This is a genomic window from Candidatus Cloacimonadaceae bacterium (assembly GCA_030693415.1).
In the GTDB taxonomy this organism is placed as follows: Bacteria; Cloacimonadota; Cloacimonadia; order Cloacimonadales; family Cloacimonadaceae; genus JAUYAR01.
The window spans coordinates 16,024-33,526 of record JAUYAR010000152.1 but is presented as its reverse complement, the minus strand read 5'-3'; the positions used below and the strand labels follow the sequence as shown (position 1 = coordinate 33,526).

At 49.0% G+C, this 17,503-nt stretch carries 15 protein-coding genes; 13 read left to right on the top strand and 2 right to left on the bottom strand.

The features are described 5' to 3' along the window. The first annotated feature begins 22 nt into the window (after positions 1-22). Positions 23-2,527 carry a PAS domain S-box protein gene (locus Q8M98_09515; GenBank protein ID MDP3115000.1) on the top strand — a complete coding sequence of 835 codons (2,505 nt, stop codon included), beginning with the start codon at positions 23-25 and terminating at the stop codon, positions 2,525-2,527. Then, positions 2,521-2,955 (top strand): response regulator, encoded by a 435-nt coding sequence (locus tag Q8M98_09510; GenBank protein MDP3114999.1) that lies wholly within the window; start codon positions 2,521-2,523, stop codon positions 2,953-2,955. Before Q8M98_09515 ends, Q8M98_09510 begins: the two co-directional genes overlap by 7 nt. A 10-nt stretch (positions 2,956-2,965) precedes the next feature. On the opposite strand, the gene Q8M98_09505 is transcribed toward Q8M98_09510, so the two are convergent. Then, positions 2,966-5,773 carry a PAS domain S-box protein gene (locus Q8M98_09505; GenBank protein ID MDP3114998.1) on the bottom strand — a complete coding sequence of 936 codons (2,808 nt, stop codon included), beginning with the start codon at positions 5,771-5,773 and terminating at the stop codon, positions 2,966-2,968. 494 nt (positions 5,774-6,267) lie between these two features. On the opposite strand from Q8M98_09505, the gene Q8M98_09500 reads away from it, so the two are divergent. The 11 genes from Q8M98_09500 (at position 6,268) to Q8M98_09450 (ending at position 16,200) form a co-directional block, all read left to right on the top strand. Continuing rightward, positions 6,268-6,960 (top strand): response regulator, encoded by a 693-nt coding sequence (locus tag Q8M98_09500; protein MDP3114997.1) that lies wholly within the window; start codon positions 6,268-6,270, stop codon positions 6,958-6,960. 6 nt (positions 6,961-6,966) lie between these two features. Then, a complete protein-coding gene (locus tag Q8M98_09495; protein ID MDP3114996.1) occupies positions 6,967-8,301 on the top strand; it encodes an ATP-binding protein in 1,335 nt (444 codons plus the stop codon). Further along, entirely contained in the window at positions 8,273-8,794 is a 522-nt protein-coding gene (locus tag Q8M98_09490; protein MDP3114995.1) for a sigma-70 family RNA polymerase sigma factor, read from the top strand. Before Q8M98_09495 ends, Q8M98_09490 begins: the two co-directional genes overlap by 29 nt. Before the next feature lie 179 nt (positions 8,795-8,973). Further along, a complete protein-coding gene (locus Q8M98_09485; protein MDP3114994.1) occupies positions 8,974-10,092 on the top strand; it encodes a hypothetical protein in 1,119 nt (372 codons plus the stop codon). Positions 10,093-10,103: 11 nt separating this feature from the next. Continuing rightward, complete coding sequence (locus Q8M98_09480; protein MDP3114993.1) at positions 10,104-10,919, top strand: phosphate ABC transporter substrate-binding protein; 816 nt, start codon at positions 10,104-10,106, stop codon at positions 10,917-10,919. Between the two features lie 83 nt (positions 10,920-11,002). After that, positions 11,003-11,872 (top strand): phosphate ABC transporter permease subunit PstC, encoded by an 870-nt coding sequence (gene pstC / locus Q8M98_09475; protein ID MDP3114992.1) that lies wholly within the window; start codon positions 11,003-11,005, stop codon positions 11,870-11,872. Then, positions 11,869-12,717, top strand: coding sequence for a phosphate ABC transporter permease PstA (gene pstA, locus Q8M98_09470; protein MDP3114991.1), 849 nt, complete (start codon positions 11,869-11,871; stop codon positions 12,715-12,717). Before pstC ends, pstA begins: the two co-directional genes overlap by 4 nt. Then, entirely contained in the window at positions 12,711-13,469 is a 759-nt protein-coding gene (gene pstB / locus Q8M98_09465; protein ID MDP3114990.1) for a phosphate ABC transporter ATP-binding protein PstB, read from the top strand. The genes pstA and pstB overlap by 7 nt, the downstream gene beginning before the upstream one ends. A gap of 36 nt (positions 13,470-13,505) precedes the next feature. Then, complete coding sequence (gene phoU, locus Q8M98_09460; GenBank protein MDP3114989.1) at positions 13,506-14,159, top strand: phosphate signaling complex protein PhoU; 654 nt, start codon at positions 13,506-13,508, stop codon at positions 14,157-14,159. A 629-nt stretch (positions 14,160-14,788) separates the two neighbouring features. Next, complete coding sequence (locus tag Q8M98_09455; GenBank protein MDP3114988.1) at positions 14,789-15,013, top strand: TetR/AcrR family transcriptional regulator; 225 nt, start codon at positions 14,789-14,791, stop codon at positions 15,011-15,013. Continuing rightward, complete coding sequence (locus tag Q8M98_09450; GenBank protein ID MDP3114987.1) at positions 15,010-16,200, top strand: aminoacetone oxidase family FAD-binding enzyme; 1,191 nt, start codon at positions 15,010-15,012, stop codon at positions 16,198-16,200. Before Q8M98_09455 ends, Q8M98_09450 begins: the two co-directional genes overlap by 4 nt. 348 nt (positions 16,201-16,548) lie before the next feature. On the opposite strand, the gene Q8M98_09445 is transcribed toward Q8M98_09450, so the two are convergent. Further along, positions 16,549-17,496 (bottom strand): hypothetical protein, encoded by a 948-nt coding sequence (locus Q8M98_09445; protein MDP3114986.1) that lies wholly within the window; start codon positions 17,494-17,496, stop codon positions 16,549-16,551. Positions 17,497-17,503 lie beyond the last annotated feature (7 nt).

Here is a 17,503-nt window from a genome sequence, read left to right as displayed (position 1 = left end):
TGGAAAAATAACCCGACGTTCTGTGATCATTCTTATATTTCTGATCATCGCTTTGGGAATCGGGGGGATTTACTATGTCCACCATGAGACCAAACTGCTTAAAAAAAACGCTCTGGAAAGCATATCCGCTATAGCCGATCTGAAGGTAAATCATATCAATGAATGGAATCAGGAGCGCATGAGGGATGCCAGACAAATCCTCCAAACTCCCATGATCCAGGAATTATGCTCACAATTTCTCTCCGATCCCAGCTCCAAACATAAAGATTCTCAGATTATCCAATGGATGATGTCCTACAAACGCGACAGTGATTATTCATGGCTCGCCTTGCTGGATAAACACGGCAAAGTCCTGATCTCTTTCCCTTCCGAGCGGAAAACTCTGTCCTGCGACCTTGGTCAACACATAAAAAAAGCTCTTGAAACTAATGAGATTGTCTTGGTGCCTCTCCACCTTGAGAGTGATCAACCGATGGCAGGAAACCCCGATATCAAATCAGAGTTTTTGATCCCAGTGAAAAACCCGAACCGGGAAAACTCAAAGCCAATCGGCGTATGGGTCTTCCAGATCGATCCATACCGGCATTTGTACCCCATTGTGCAATCATGGCCCACGCCAAGTAAAACGGCAGAGACGACTTTGGTGCGTCGCGAGGGAAATTGTGTCCTATATCTAAACGAACTTCGATTTAAAAAAGACTCTGCCTTGAAGTTCCGGCTAAACCTTGATATTCACACCAATCGTCCTGGCGTCAGTGCCGTCAAGGGCATAGTTGACGTAATCGAGGGCATCGATTACCGCGGGGAACGGGTGATTTCAGCTTCTCGCAAGGTGCCGGATACATCCTTGTATGTTACTGCCAAAATGGACAAGCGGGAGCTTTACCATCCGCTTAGGACAAGAGTCTATATCACCGTCCTGGCATCTCTGATTTTAGTATTCGCCATTGCCTTGACGCTCGGTTATATGGCGCGGCGCAATAATATCGAGCGGTTACGCCAACAACTGGTACTGGAACAAGACAAAGCCAAGCTGCAGGATGATTATCAAAAGATAGCCAGGGGATGGATGACCACCTTTGATAGCATCAGCGATGTAATCATGCTGCTGGATGCTGATTTCATGATCATCCAGACAAATAAATCCGCTCTTCAAATGCTGGACTTAACTTCTGAGCGAATAGTAGGAAACTATTGCTGGAAGGTAGTCTATGGAACTGAAGAAGCCATCAAAGAATGTCCGACGTTGGTACTAAAAGAGACCGGGAAAAGAGCGAGTGCCGAGATAAAACTGGGAGACAAGTGGATATTTGTATCTGTCGATCCCATCCGGGATGATGCAGGTGAGTTCATCGGATCCGTGCTTATCATCAATGATATCACAGAAAGAATCAAAGCTGAGCAATTTATCAGGGAGAGTGAGGAACGGCTGAGAGAGATCATTGACAGTGCTCCCTTTGGGGCACACTCTTACCTGTTTCAACCGGATAATCGTTTAATCCTTGTGGCGGCAAACTTGTCCGCTGATCGGATACTGGGATTGGATCATCGAAACCTGATCGGTAAGGAGCTGCTCGAAGCCTTTCCCGGCAATGCCGGATCGGGACTTCCCGAGATCTATCGCAGGATTGCTTTGGGAGGCGAAAACTACAGTAATGACCAGATTGTGTATGCCGACGGAATAATAGCCGGAGCCTTTGAAGTGCATGCCATGAATACGGGTCTAAACCGGATGGTGGCATTCTTTAGAGACATCACGGAGAAGAAGAAGGCTGATGAGGAAATCAGAAAACTCAATGAAGAGTTGGAACAAAAAGTGGCGGAGCGGACGGCTGAGCTTGAAATCACAAACAAGGAGCTGGAAGCTTTCTCCTATTCAGTATCGCACGATCTTCGTTCTCCGCTTAGAGGAATAGCGGGTTGGAGCCAGGCATTGAGTGAAGATTATCATGGTAAACTGGATGAGCAGGCGTCCAAATATCTGGATAGAATCGCCAATGAAACCCAACGCATGGGACACTTGATCGAAACACTGCTCAAGCTCTCACGAATTAGCAAATTAGCCATCAGTCCAGAGCCCATAGATCTTGCGATTCTGGCAAAAAACATCATGATCAGGCTGCGGGAAGAAGATCCCCAGCGCGTCGTCGAAGCAGATATCCAGCCCGGGTTAATCGTTCAAGCGGATGCGAAACTGATGGAAGTGGCATTGACCAATCTCTTGTATAATGCTTGGAAATTTACCGGCAGGCGGGATTGCGCCAAGATAGAATTGGGCAGGATCGCCAAAGATAATGAAACCGTCTTTTATGTGCGCGATAATGGGACAGGATTTGATATGTCTTACGCGACGAAACTCTTTGGCGCCTTCCAGAGATTGCACAAAACTACTGATTTCCCGGGAACGGGTGTCGGGCTGGCGACAGTGAAACGCATTATTGAACGTCATGGCGGAACTATCTGGGTAGAGACTGAGCCGGATGAGGGTGCTACGTTTTACTTTACATTAGGAGAGAATAAATGTTAGATAAGACAATCCTGCTGGTGGAGGATAATCCCAGCGACATCGAATTGACCAAAAGAGCCCTGTCAAAAAGCCGGATCGGAAATGAACTGATCGTGAAAGAAGACGGTTTGGAGGCTCTAACTTACCTTTTTGAAGAATGCGGCAAACCCGGTAAAGCCAGTCTGCCCACCTTGATTTTACTTGATCTGAAACTTCCCGTTGTGGATGGCATGGAGGTCTTGAGACGCATCAGGACAGACGAACGCACCAAACGCCTCCCAGTGGTAATCCTGACCTCATCTGGAGAAACTGTGGACATCGGCAACAGCTACGACTTGGGAGCAAATAGTTTTATCAGAAAGCCGGTGGATTTCAATCAGTTTGCAGAGGCGGTGAAATATCTGGGCTTATACTGGCTGGTGATCAATGAGCCGCCTCCAACTACTTGAGAAATCCCAATCAGTGCTTACCGGCAAGCAGTTCTTCGATACAGAGCACGAGGGGCAGGTTATCTGCTGATTTCTCTATCGTTTTGGTCACCCCCAGTGGAATCAGGAAATTGTCATCGATCTGCCCGGGGGACCCGGACAGAATGATTGCGGGAGTTGTGAATCCCGCCTCTCGTATCTTTTGCAGAGCTTTTATCCCGCTCATGCCGATCAGTTGCAAATCGACCAGGAGAATATCAAACTCCTGCGTGGATAGCGAAGTGAGCGCTTCTTCGAGATTGCCGGCACCCACAAAGCTGTGCCCCCGCTTGGTGCAGGAACGTTTCACCAATTCCCGGATATTCTCATCGTCATCGAGCATCAGGATGGCGGCAGTGCGTTTGACGGGTTCCTGTGGCTTCAGCAGCAATTTGTGGATCAGGGCTATGATATCTCTAAAGGAAAATGGCTTTTGGATGAACGGGAAATCATGATTCTTCACTCCATTACGCACGACCGCGTTATCGGTGAAGCCGGACATAAACAGCACTTTCTGTCCCGGAATGATGCCAAAGATCCGGTCAACCATCTCTTTGCCATTCATTTCCGGCATCACTACATCCGTGATGACCAGATCCGGTCTCAACCCATTTTCAATGGCAGCCAGCGCAACCGTTGGGGATAATACCACTTCCGTTCGGTAACCCTTCTTTTCCACCATATTCTTGACCATAATGCCGAGAGATTCATCATCATCGACGATCAGAATAAGCTCCCTGTATCCTGTCAACTCTTGCTTGGGCTGGAGTTTTGGCTCAGACTGAGAGTAATCCGCCGGCAGAAAAATCTTCATCTTTGTCCCGATTCCCGGCTTGCTGATCACTTGGATGTAGCCCTCAGACTGTTGCACGATGCCATAAACAGTGGATAAGCCAAGCCCCAGACCTTTACCCATTTCCTGAGTAGTGAAGAATGGCTCAAATATTCTGCTCTGGATTTCCTTGGTCATTCCACAGCCGGTATCGCTGACGGATAGCGTTAGATAGTGCCCGGGTTTCATATCCGGATGGATGTAGCCAGAGTCTTCATCAATCTCGGCACCAGCGGTCTCAATGGTAAGTTTCCCACCTTTGGGCATTGCGTTTTTGGCGTTCAAGGCAAGGTTTACGATGACCTGATCGAGCTGGCTCGGATCAGCCTTTACTTTGTCCAGATCATTTGCCAAAATGGTCTCGATTGCGATCTCACTACCGATCAATCGCGGTAAAAGCGGCAGTATATTTGAGACTGATTCGCTCAGATTCAGAGCTATGGGCTGCAATATCTGGCTGCGGCTAAAGGAAAGCAACTGATGAGTGAGAATGGATGCCTGTTTACAGGCTTTGACGATCTCCTCTGCTTCCGGCATGAGCGGGCTTTGTGATGGCAGGCTGCTATGGATATCCTCGGCATAACCCATTATAATGCCAAGTAGATTGTTAAAATCGTGAGCAACTCCTCCGGCAAGCAGACCGATGGCATCCATCTTTTGGGTAGCAAGCAACTGCTCCATCAAAGATTTGCTGTGGGATATATCGTCGATTATCCCTACCGAGCCAATCACTTCGCCGTTGGCATCGCGCATCGGAGACCCGCTCATCTTGAGCCAGATCGTCTCTCCAGTTCTTTTTTTTCCCCTAGCTTCATAAGAATCGGTCTTGCCTTCTATCCGGGATTTGTTTTTTTCGATAATGATATGCCTATCATCTTCGTGAACCAAGTATTCATAGCCTACTTTCCCGGTCAATTCTTCCGGTGTGTATCCATAGACCTTGTAACAGACGGGGTTTATGTATTTAATCACATCGTCATTATCGACATACACGACCACTTCGTTCATGGTCTCGATCAAATGACGGTATCTGGCTTCACTCTCCTTGATGATGTTTTCCGCGTGTTTGCGTTCGCTTATATCTCTAAAATTGATCACAATGCCGTGCACAATTATATCCTCAAGCAGATTTGAAAATGTAGCTTCAATCCACTTCCACGAACCGTCAAGGTGATGAATCCGGCATTCAAGAGTCGGCACATAGCTTGGATCAGCCACCAGCTTACTCAAAGCTTCAAACACCATGGGAAGGTCATCAGGATGAATCAATTCCATAGGAGAAGAGGGCGTCAGCTCCGTCTCCGCATAGCCAAACATCTTTCTTGTGGAAGGACTGATATAGGTGAAGTTGCTCTGGTGATCGATCCGGATTACTCCATCCGGCGCTTTAAGGAACAAGGATTCATAAGCCAGCTTTGTCGATCTGAGCTTGTCTTCGGCAAGTTTCAGTTCCGTAGTATCTCTCGCAATCGCCAGGATCGATGTGACGTTGCCCATATTATCAAAAATGGGAGATAGACTGGTCGTATGCCAACGAATCGAACCATCCCGATGCAACGCCCGGTACTCGATGCCGGACTGTTTCTCACCGGTGCTGATGACTCTTTGATAGACCTCTACAAAATCTGACACATCCGCCGGATAAATGACTTTTTCAAAGAGCGATTGATTGATTATCTCGCTCGGCTCATGTCCCATAACCTCTTTCCAGTTTGGGGTTACGGAAGCAATAAAACCGTCTAATGAAAGGCTTGCAATGATGTCCGTGGTATTTTCAAGACAAGTGCGGAAATGTATATGCTCACGCTTCAGACAGTCATTTTCCCGCCTAAATCCATCAAGCTCGATTTGCAGTTTATTTATTAGATCAGAGAGCTCGGGATATTGACGGATAATCTCATTGATAATTTGCGTCAGACCAGTATCTGCAGAATCTGATTGCTGCTGAGTAATACTATCGCTCTGCATCATATACTCCTTTGACCTCAATTTAAGTGCTTGTTCGACAATGCCTTGTATTCGTTCTGTCAGCGAAACCATGGCATCAGATCAGTATCTACCAAGTAAGTGCCCTCATAAGCTATTTTGCGGCAGTTTTTGTCAACTATTTATTTGCCTATTGATCAAACAAAGGTTGAAAGAAACGCCTGTAGCGCAGCATGCCACTGCTGTGGAGGTAAAAAAAAACTATCAAACATAACCATCGTTTCCGCAGCATCGGCATGCTGCGCTACTTTCCTGTTCACCCGTTCACTCTTCCCCCTTAGCATTACGGAATCAATACGGACTCATTACGGACTAAGTCCGTATTGACTCCGTAATGCAAAGGTGAAGGGATTCCAGCCCTGGCGATATCGTGCAATTCTGTTAAGAATATTTAACCGTTAATTCCCCTTTTTCGCTTGTCAATTAATGGCATGAGACTATCTTGACATCATCAGCAAAAATTGGAGAACCTGAGAATGCAAAAACTCATCTACATCGTGGAAGACGAAGCCGACATCATGGAACTGATCGCTCTGAAACTGCGCGGGGGCGGATTTGACGTACGCTGCTACCCCGTGGCGAAAGACCTTTTCCCCGCGTTGGAAGAGCTGGTTCCGGATCTGATCATGCTCGATCTGATGCTGCCGGACATGGATGGCATGGAATTGTGCGCGGTGCTCAAAAAGGAAGAACGCTTTGCCGGAATACCGATCATCATGCTCACCGCGAGAGTGGATATCGAGGACAAGGTCAAGGGACTGGAGACTGGCGCGGACGATTATATCACCAAGCCCTTTGACGGAGGAGAACTGATCGCGCGCGTAAATGCCGTGCTGCGCAGAGCCGGTTGGGAGACGCACAAAAACGTACTGGTGATCGCTCATGGCTTCAAGCTGGATTTCAACCGCTTTGAGGCATTTATCAAAGGCAAAAGGATCGACCTCACGCTCACCGAATTCAAAATCTTGCAGCTCCTCACCAAAAGACCGGGGTGGGTCTATTCACGCGCGCAGATCCTCGATTATCTTTGGGGCACGGACAAGATCGTGATCGAACGCAGCGTGGACGTCCATATCAAAAACCTGCGTGAGAAGATCGGGAAGTTTGCCACCATGATCCGAAACATCCGCGGCATGGGCTATAAGTTCGATAGCGACCCGGAGGATTGAGGATAGATGGAAAAGCACAGTCTGAACCGGGCGCTGGTGGTCTTGAACCTCTTCAATCTCGGCTTGCTGGCGATCCTGCTGCTTGCCGGAATCAGGATCCAATATGTCCTGCTCACGATGACATGCTCCACGTTTTTGATCGTATTCTTCACCATCCTGCGTTTCAACCGCCAGATCGGCAAGATCGACCGCATCGCGCAGAAGATCACACGCGGAGAAAGGCGCGAACGCATTCCGGACCTGGATGTGGAGGAATTTGACACCATCGGCAGGAGCATCAACCAGATGATCGGCTCTCTGGATGATACGATCGGACACCTATCGGTGCACCGTGAAGAACTGCGCCTGATCATTGGCTCGATCGAGGAAGCACTGTGGTCTCAAAGCGGAGACGGACGCATCTGGTGGGCAAATGATGCCTTCAGCAAGCTCTTTCCAGGCTTCAATCCGGATCAGAAACAGCATTACTGGGAGCTGATCCGCGATCCCGATCTGGCTGATTTCATCGGTGAATTCGGCAAACAATCCCAAAGGCAGATCAAGGAATTTGTGCTGGATGAGCATTACTACCTGATCATCGCTTCACGCAATGAGGAAGCCGACCGCATGATCTTCACCCTGCAAAACATAGATCCACTCAGGCAGGCGGAACAGATGAAGAAGGACTTTATCGTGAATCTGGCGCATGAACTGCGCACACCTCTCACCGCGATCAAAGGCTTTGCCGAAGCTTTGGCGGATAATGCCAAAGGCGAGGACGTCCGCTATGTGAGCATCATCACAAACCACACCATGCGCCTGATCAGGCTGATCAGCGATCTGGAGGATCTGATCCGCCTCGAACACGCCAGACCCATCTCACCCCAAAAGACAAAGCTGGGAGTGTTTTTTGACAACCTTGCCATGATCCTCAAACCCCTCGCGCAGGAAAAGAAGCTCACGCTGGACATCGACATCAAGGATAGAAACAGATATGCCTGGGTGGATCCCTTCAAATTTGAACAGATCTTCATCAATCTGGTGGAAAACTCCATCCGCTATACCGAGCAGGGCGGGATATTCATTTCCGTCGAAGCTGATGACAATGAGGTAAAGATCATTGTCAGGGACAGCGGTATCGGTATCTCGGCACAGCATTTGCCCAGGATCTTTGAGCGTTTCTATGTGGCGGATTCCTCACGCAACCGTGCCAAGGGCGGAACCGGACTCGGCTTGGCGATAGTGAAACACATCGTTCAATTGCATCGTGGAACGATCAACGTGAGCAGCGTTCCCGGAGAAGGAACGCAGTTTTCCATCCTGTTACCAAACGATGAAACCAACGAAAAGTACTGTGGATAAAGGCTTTCCAGCCGATCAGGACAGTCTGATCGGCGAATATGCTCCCCTGGCTTTCAGCATCGCGCTTTCCTACCGTCGCTCCAGCGTTCCGGTGGAAGACCTTAAACAAGAGGCGCTGATCGGTCTTTTGGAAGCCTACAAGCGCTTTGAACAGGGTTACGAAGCCAAGTTTTCCACCTATGCCGTCTATTGGATCAAGAAACGCGTACTGGAAGCCATCGACCGTGAAAGCGGAAACCTTGCCCAGGCCGGTGGCAATGAGCTTCCCGAACAGATCTCAGCGGAGCCGGAACCATCGGCAGACACGGACTTGGGGCTCCCCGATGACATGCCTCCTCTGGAGCGACAGATCCTGATCCTCAGCTATGAGAAGCGCCTCAGCATAAAAGAGATCGCGTGCGCTCTTTCGATCAGCAACGAGAGGGTCAAGCTACTCCGCCAGAAAGCTTTGCGCCGCCTCAAAAGCAGCAGCTCCGGCCCAAAAGCCATTTAGGGCTTTTGGCCCCCTTTTGCCCTGCCTGAGGGCTTCATCCATGATCAGGCAAGCTCTCTCCTCCTGAGCGCCACAAACAATAAAGCTATCTTAACACAGCCTTCATCAAAACCTAACAATCTCTTCGTATTATCAGAGCGTATGAACAAAAAAAACATACCCGAAAAAGGAGAGACCACATGAGATCCAAGCTTTGGATTATCTTACTTATCGCGATCATCGCGGTGCCGGCAATGATGACGGCGCAAGAAACCAGATTGGGCGGCGAATTTTGGAGCCGCTGGACCATGGAGAGCGGAAAATCCGCCGCGGATAGCAGCAACATCGTGAAAAAGAACTATTTTGCCCTCGATCGCGGCTACGTCGATCTGAGAACCAAGTTTAGCGAAAATACCAACGCCCGCTTCACCGTCGATATGTTTTCCACAGACCTGATCGGCGACGGCGCCGGTCTCAAACTCAAGTATGGCTTTGTGGATTTTGCCAATCTCGTCCCCGTTCCGGATATGACCTTGACCGTGGGTCTGCAGAAAGTGTATTTCGGCACCATCTATGACTGGAACTACACCCTGATCGGCAAAGCCCCCACCGATGAATACAAAGTAGCCATTTCCGCAGACTATGGCGTGACCCTCAATGGCTTCCTGCCCGCCGGATTCGGCGAGTATGCCTTTGGCGTCTATAATGGCGAAGGCTACAAGAAGTTTGGCGTCAACCTCAAAGACAACACCCGCATGGAATACCTTGCCAATCTGCGCCTTACACCGATCCCCGGCATTACCATAGGCGGTTCCTATATGACCAACAGCGTCGAGCGCGAAAAGAAGCTTTCCGACAACAGCGCCGTCGCCACTTATCAGGAACAAGCTCTCATGGATGGCGTGCTGCGCCTTGCCTATGGTCCTGTGGATGTCTGGGCGGAATATATCTCCAAAGACATGAAGTTTCCCAACGATCCCGCCAAAGATTATGCTGCCAATGGCTTTATGCTGATGCCGATCCTGAATCTCTACTCTTTGATCGGTACCGACATCCAGATCATCGGCAGATATGATCAATGGGACGAAACCGACAATCCCGTCGCAGCTTCCAAGTATCTGCAAAACGCCATCACCGGCGGAGTGAACTATAACGTCATGCACGACGAGAGCTTCAATCCGAAGTTTCAGGTGCAGCTCAACGTTACCCAAAAGACCTACAACGAAGACGAGTCCGGCCCCTCCTACGCCAATGGCATGAAAGACGCGCTTCAGGTCATGGCACAGCTCAAATGGCGCTTTTCCAGCACCATAAAATAAAGGAGTTTTCAGTGAAAAACACTATCATCATCCTCATCGTCGCAGCCCTGCTGATCTCGCTTCCGCTCTTTGCCCAGAAGGGTAACCAGATCACCTGTTCAGGTTCCACCACCGTCCTTCCGGTTGCTCAGGCAGGAGCTGAAGCCTACATGGACAAACATCCCGGCGTCAACATCTCCGTTCGCGGAGGTGGTTCCGGAGTAGGCATTGCCGCTCTGCAAAACGGCACCGTCGATATCGCCAATTCCTCACGTCCGATCAAATCCAAAGAGATCTCCACCGCCAAATCCAAGGGCATCAACCCCATCGGTTATGCCGTGGCAAATGACGGCATCGCCATGGTCGTGCACCGCACAAATGGCGTCAAGGATATCACTATTGCCCAGATCAAAGGCATCTATACCGGCAAGATCAAAAACTGGAAAGAGCTGGGCGGACCCAGCCTGCCGATCGTAGTCGTCTCCAGAGACGTGGCTTCCGGAACCTTTGAAGTCTTCAACGAAAAAGCCCTCGGCGGCGCCAAGGTCGATCCCTCCGCCCAATTGCTCGCCTCAAACAACGCCGTGGTCACCACCGTAGCCAGCACACCGGGAGCCATTGGCTATGCGGGATTGGGCTATATCACGGACGACGTCAAGGTCCTGACCGTCGAAAAGATCATGCCCAGTGAAAGCACGATCAAATCCGGAACTTACAAGATCTCCCGCAAGCTCTATATGTACACAAACGGCAAAGCCACCGGCGAGATCGGCAAGTTCATCGCCTTCATCCAATCTGCAGAAGGTCAGGCGATCGTCAGAAAACAGGGCTTTATCACCCTAAACTAAATGAACCTCCTTACTCATAATCTACTCGGCTGCATTGGCACCGTGGATTCGCTCCACGGTGCCGAAGCCGTATAAGGTGCAATATGGAAGCATTTAAAGAAAAGACTTTCAAGATGATCACTTACGTTGCCGCGCTGGCAACGATTCTGTTTTTGTTTGGCATTATTGCCAGCGTATTCTATGAGGGGATACCGCTCTTCAAGTCGGTTGGTTTTTTGGAGTTTCTATTCACCAAGGCATGGTATCCCACCCACGAGGACGCGCAATTTGGCATCTGGACTCTGATCGCGGGTTCGTTTTATGCTACATTGGGAGCTTTGATCATCGCCGTTCCGCTGGGGCTCGGATCCGCCATTTTCATCTCCGAGATAGCTGGTTTTCGCCTCAGGGAAATGGCAAAGCCGGTGATCGAACTGTTAGCGGCAATCCCTTCAGTGGTTTATGGACTCTTTGGAATGGCTTTTTTGGCTCCCCTGATCCGCGAAACCTTCGATCTGCCCACCGGTTTGAATATGCTGACCTCCTCGATCATCCTCGGTTTGATGGTGGTTCCGATCATTGCCAGCATGAGCGAGGACGCGCTTTCCAGCGTTCCGAAAGCTCTGCGGGAAGCTTCATTCGCATTGGGAGCGACGAAATGGGAAACCATCACCCGCGTGGTCGTTCCTGCTGCAAAAAGCGGCATCATTGGCAGCATCCTTTTGGGATTTGGCAGGGCTATCGGTGAAACGATGGTCGTGTTGATGGTAGCTGGCGGTTCGGCTCAGATCCCATCCAGCATCTTTCAATCGATCCGACCAATGACTTCCACCATAGCTGCGGAAATGGGTGAAACCGTAGTCGGAGATCTGCACTACCGCTCGCTCTTTGCCATCGCGATCGTGCTCTTCGTCATCACTTTGGTGACCAATCTGGTCACGGAACTCGTCTTTCTGAAGAGGGTGAAACGATGAGAAAGCTGAAGAACGTCCTCGGCGTTGGTATCCTCGGAGCCTGCATCATCTTCACGACGATCGCGCTTATCATCTTTCTTTACAGCATCTTCAGCAAGGGTCTGAGCTCCATATCATGGACCTTTTTGACCCAGCCACCGCGGGATGCAATGACCTCCGGAGGCATCTATCCCGCCATTCTGGGCACTTTGTATCTGACCCTGCTATCGATCAGCATCGCCTTGCCATTGGGGATCTTCACCGCGATCTATCTGAATAACTATGGCAAGCCGCGCCTCTTGATGCAGATCGTGAGGATCTCAATCAACACTCTGGCAGGCATCCCTTCGATCATCTACGGTCTCTTTGGCATGGCGGTATTTGTGAATCTGATGAAGTTCGACGTCTCGCTGATCGCCGGCGCCTTCACTCTGGCGATCCTGGCATTGCCGATCATCATTAATGCCTCGGAAGAAGCCATGCGCGGCGTTCCGAGAGACTTCATCGACGCCTCGATGGCTTTGGGCGCCACCGAAAGACAGACTATTTTACGGATAATTCTCCCAACTGCATTGCCAAACATCCTCACCGGCGCCATCATCAGCGTGGGACGCGTCGCCGGAGAAACGGCTCCGATCATGTTCACCGCCGCGACCTTCTATTCGCGGCAATTGCCCAAATCCATCTTTCACGAAGTCATGGCTCTGCCATATCACATATTCGCGCTGATGACCGAGGGTTCAAACTCCAAATTGCAGACCCCCATCGCCTATGGCTCCGCCGTGGTTCTGCTTATCCTTGTCTTGGGAGTCAGCTCTCTCGCCATCGCCATCCGTTATCACATCAGGAGAAAAAGAAAATGGTAAAAGCCCACATTCGCACTGAAAGTCTGAATCTTTGGTTCGGACAGAACCACGTGCTGCATGATGTCAATCTCTGCGTGTTCGAACATCGCATCACCGCCATGATCGGCCCTTCAGGCTGCGGAAAATCCAGCCTGCTACGCTGCTTCAACCGTATGAACGACCTCATCGACGGCACCCGCATCGAAGGCAGAGTCCTGCTCGACGCTGAAAACATCTATGCCCCGGGGGCAATGGTCACAAACATTCGTTCGCGCGTCGGCATGGTGTTTCAAAAGCCAAATCCTTTCCCCAAATCCATCTACAACAACGTCGCCTTCGGACTCAGCATTCAGGGCAAATATTCCAAGTGCGAGATTCACACCCGCGTGGAAAAAAGCCTCCGGGACGCCTGGCTCTGGGATGAAGTGAAAGATAGATTAAACGAATCCGCGATGTCCCTATCCGGTGGACAGCAACAGCGACTTTGCATCGCGAGGGCTTTGGCAAACAACCCCCGCATCCTGCTTTTGGACGAACCCACCTCCGCGCTCGATCCCCAAGCCACCGCCAAAGTGGAAGAGCTCTGCGTGGAACTCAAAAAACAGGTGAGCATCCTGATCGTCACTCACAACATCGCTCAAGCAGGCAGAATCTCGGATTACACTGCGTTCATGTATCTGGGTGAATTAGTAGAATTTGGCGAAACCCAACGGGTATTCACCGTTCCCACGGATTCCCGCACCGAAGCATATTTAACCGGTGTGTTTGGTTGATGTCTTGATTAATTTATACAATAGAAGGAGATTTGAATGCTCATAGAAAAGATTAGCGAACTGAAAAAGTTGCTGATGGCGGAAGCCGGACTGGTGGAAAATATGGTGGCGATGTGTTTCACCGGTATCAAAAGCGTGAGCGGTGGCAGTCTCGAAGACGTGATGGTCTTTGAAACCCGCGTCAACCAACTCGAGATCGAGATCGAAAACCTCTGCACACGCCTGATCGCACTATATCAACCGGAAGCCAAAGACCTGCGCGTCATCCTCATGATATACAAGATAAATAACGATTTGGAAAGGCTCGGAGACCAGGCGGTGAATATCGCCGAAAGCTCTTCCATCCTCAGTGGAAACCCGATCCTGAATCTGATCCCAGAACTTATGGAGATGAAGGTCAAAGCCCTTGCCATGCTCAAACAAAGCATCACCGCCTTCACCAACGAGGACGTGGAACTCTCCCGCCAAATCTGCCATGACGATAGCATCGTGGATGACCTCAACCGCGGCATCACCGCCCACCTAATCGAACTGATGAAACAAAGTCCCCAGATCATCGAAGACTTTCTGCACGTCTTGCGCATCGCCAAAAACCTCGAACGCATTGCCGATCTATCCACCAATATCGCGGAAAACACCGTCTATCTGGCACAGGGAAAAGTGATCAAACACCACGCGGATGCGGATTGAAGTGGAGATGGGAGATGAGAGATGAGAGATAAGATAAGAGAGATGAGAGATGAGAGATGAGAGATGAGATAAGAGAGATAAGATAAGAGAGATGATATCAATTTCAACCTTGATCAGTCCGTAGGACGGAATATGGAATTACCGACGTCCCCGTCGGTTCCCGCGCTGCAGCTCATCCATTCACTTATTCACCCATTCACCCGTTCACCTGTTCACTTGAAGGGAGATATGATCTATTCCATCTATCCTCCTATCCATCATACACCCATGTCGCTGCAGCACAGTGTTTTCCGCTTTTGCTCTCTTTCCAAAGCGTTAATCAAGCCTTAATCAAGCCTTAATCAAGCGTAATAAAACTAACGCTTGATTAACGCTTGATTAACGCATGATAGACGCAGTCAAGCGGGAAGGGCAAAGTGATCTTTTTTGGTGGTGGTGAATTCCGATTCCGTCCGATTTCCAGATTCCACACTGCCGAATCAGAGTTTGGCTTCCCAATGGGTAGCGCAGCATGCCGATGCTGCGGAGATAGTGTTTCAGCAAGTTTAACCATGAACTTTCGCTGGACATAATATATGCAAATAGATCACTGGCATCATAAACATAAATATAGAGGATAAACGTATATCATGGACGAAATCATTGAAGCTCTGATCCCGGAAGGGATTGGAAAAAAAAAAGCTGCGTTGGTGGATACGGAATTTTCGCAGTTCAAAAGACACGGTTTTCAGCGCGTGACCATCGAAGATGTCTGCGCCACGACAAAAGTGAGCAAGGCCACCTTTTACAAATACTATTCCGGCAAAGACGCGCTCATCGTCTATGGCAGGCTCGCCAGAGAGGATACAATATGAAAAGGCTCGCGTGCGTTATCATTGGTGCCGGTCCTGCCGGCTTGGCGGCGGCGATCTCTTCGTCCGTGCCATGCCTGATCCTGGAACGCAATCTTATTGCCGGTAAGAAACTTTTGCTCAGCGGTTCGGGACAATGCAATTTCACCCATGACTTGAGCCGTGAGGAGTTTCTGCTCAAGTGCGGACAGTTCGGCGCTTTTCTCAAACCCTCGCTCTTTGCAATGGACAGCCAAGGTTTGATAGACCTGATGACCGAAAACGGCTGCCCAGTGGCGGTGCGCGCGGATGGAAAGGTCTTTCCCGCCAGCTTCAACGCGGAGGATGTGAGAGATACTCTTTTGCGTCTGGTTTTGGCAAAAGGGTCTCGGATCGAGTATGACAAGAAAGTGGTGAAAGTGTTTCCGGGAGAAGGCTTTCAAGTAATCTGCGAAGATGGAAGCGAGTATCAATGCCGCAAACTGATCATCGCCGGAGGAGGCTGTTCTTATCCGCAAACCGGATCGGACGGTTCGGCTATGGAGCTAACAAAGCAGCTTGGGCACAAGATCGTGAAACCCCGTCCCGCCTTGGCAAGCGTCAAGATTCGCGCTTACAAAAGCTTCGTTTCCTGCTCCGGGATCTCGCTGAAAAGGATCAAAGCTATTCTGATCAATCCATTAAAACGTTTTGTTGTCGAAGGCGACATCCTCTTCACCCACAGCGGCTTATCAGGTCCCCTCATCCTCGATAACTCTCATCTTTTAAGTGGTTCAGACCGCATCATTCTGGAATTGCTACCCCGCGCGGAACAAAGAATACCGCTGTTATTGGATAAATATGCCCGTCAGAATCTGCTCAATTGCATGAAACACAGTGGCTTGCCGGAAGCATTGATACTGGCGCTTTTATCCACAAAGAACATTGACCCCGCTCAACCTGCGGCACAGGTCAAAAAAACTACGCGCTTTCAAATCGTCTCGATCCTGAGCCACCTGGAATTCACCGTCAACGAAATCGAAAGCCTTTCCACGTCGATGCTCACTGCCGGAGGAGTTTCTCTCAAAGAAGTGCGCGCCCAAAATCTCGAATCCAAGCTCCACCCCGGCTTGCATTTCGCCGGCGAGATATTGGACTACAATCTCCCCAGCGGCGGATTCAACATCCAAGCTGCCATTTCCACAGGATGGCTGGCGGGGCTTTGCTTTTGAGTCTTTGCTTTCCGTTATGACTTAAACCACTATGATATCGAGCCCTCACAACCGATAATGAAATTGACTTTTCAAATAAAATAAGCCCTGTAAAATATCCAGCAACCCGCTGATGATAGAGTGCGAGAATTGAGTTAAACCCATATATAGACCCAGAGTTGTCGGTTATGGATCAAATGCTTGTGTCGATAAGATGTCCGAGCAATTCGGCGAAGAGGATTGAAAAAGAGGGTTTTTCAACTTTACGTAACCATCGTCGATCCCCCTATATATAAGCCCGTCCGAAAAAAGGCTGGAATGTCAGTAGCTCTGGAGGGTGATATTATTATTGGTTCGGATACCATCATTCTAATCATTAAGCAGATTTATTAAGTCACTCTTAACTATCGCGCTTTTGTCGTGCACTATTTTGTTTCCTTTTGTACATTCGTTTATAGAATTGTCCGCCGCCTTTATCATCCGATTAAGCTGGTCGGATTCGGTTTCTAATGAGCTATAGTCTTCAATACTGTAGTATTCCCTCAGTTGGCCGGGATGAAATTCGTTATTACCGCTACCAAACAGGGTATTGAGCTTATATAAATACTCAGTAAGTTCAATCATTTGATTAAGCTGCTCTTCATCTAAACCACTATAATCGCTATAATTAAGCGCTTTTTCAACATTTTCCTTAAAGGCAATGAGCGCTGTCAGTCCTTTGTCAAATCCTTTCTTCAATTCAATAAACTCATCAAGCGTTTTTGTATATTCAATTATTTTTTTTACCTTGGGATATTCCTCGAGAGCTAACCTCATATATGGAATCACAGTGGAAATAATTAGCGAGGCTGGAGTATTTATCGTAATCCCCTTTGACTTAAACAAACAGACAAATAGGCTATCTACAAAACCGGGTGAGTAAGAAGCTAAGGTTGCTGACACAGGCTTATTCGATCCAGCCGGGAAATGTTTATAATTTGACAATAGCGAAAATGCATATTTAGGATTATTAACAGCGTTCTTCGTATAAATATCAAGAACTCTAAATCTCAACGATTCTTCCTGTACCGCTGACGATAGAAATGCCAGACCATGCTTTTCAAACATAGAGAAGTTTGTTTCAAGCGTTTCTATGAGACAATAGTAGGAGAGATCGTTGGAGGATGCCTGTTTAGTGCTGAATGCCTGACTTGATAGAAAAGTATCCAGTTTCCCATATTCTGATCGCGATATCCATATGTCGATTTTATCATGTGTTGGTTTCAATGTGGATATGCCAGCAACTACACAAATACACACTGTGAGTATGATGCCCATGATAATT

Coding starts and splice junctions, on each gene's coding strand:
- Q8M98_09495 (MDP3114996.1), top strand. CDS start 6,967: ATGGAAAAGCACAGTCTGAACCGGGCGCTGGTGGTCTTGAACCTCTTC.
- pstC (MDP3114992.1), top strand. CDS start 11,003: ATGGAAGCATTTAAAGAAAAGACTTTCAAGATGATCACTTACGTTGCC.
- Q8M98_09445 (MDP3114986.1), bottom strand. CDS start 17,496: ATGGGCATCATACTCACAGTGTGTATTTGTGTAGTTGCTGGCATATCC.
- Q8M98_09485 (MDP3114994.1), top strand. CDS start 8,974: ATGAGATCCAAGCTTTGGATTATCTTACTTATCGCGATCATCGCGGTG.
- Q8M98_09500 (MDP3114997.1), top strand. CDS start 6,268: ATGCAAAAACTCATCTACATCGTGGAAGACGAAGCCGACATCATGGAA.
- Q8M98_09455 (MDP3114988.1), top strand. CDS start 14,789: ATGGACGAAATCATTGAAGCTCTGATCCCGGAAGGGATTGGAAAAAAA.
- Q8M98_09450 (MDP3114987.1), top strand. CDS start 15,010: ATGAAAAGGCTCGCGTGCGTTATCATTGGTGCCGGTCCTGCCGGCTTG.
- Q8M98_09510 (MDP3114999.1), top strand. CDS start 2,521: ATGTTAGATAAGACAATCCTGCTGGTGGAGGATAATCCCAGCGACATC.
- Q8M98_09490 (MDP3114995.1), top strand. CDS start 8,273: ATGAAACCAACGAAAAGTACTGTGGATAAAGGCTTTCCAGCCGATCAG.
- pstB (MDP3114990.1), top strand. CDS start 12,711: ATGGTAAAAGCCCACATTCGCACTGAAAGTCTGAATCTTTGGTTCGGA.
- phoU (MDP3114989.1), top strand. CDS start 13,506: ATGCTCATAGAAAAGATTAGCGAACTGAAAAAGTTGCTGATGGCGGAA.
- Q8M98_09505 (MDP3114998.1), bottom strand. CDS start 5,773: ATGCAGAGCGATAGTATTACTCAGCAGCAATCAGATTCTGCAGATACT.
- pstA (MDP3114991.1), top strand. CDS start 11,869: ATGAGAAAGCTGAAGAACGTCCTCGGCGTTGGTATCCTCGGAGCCTGC.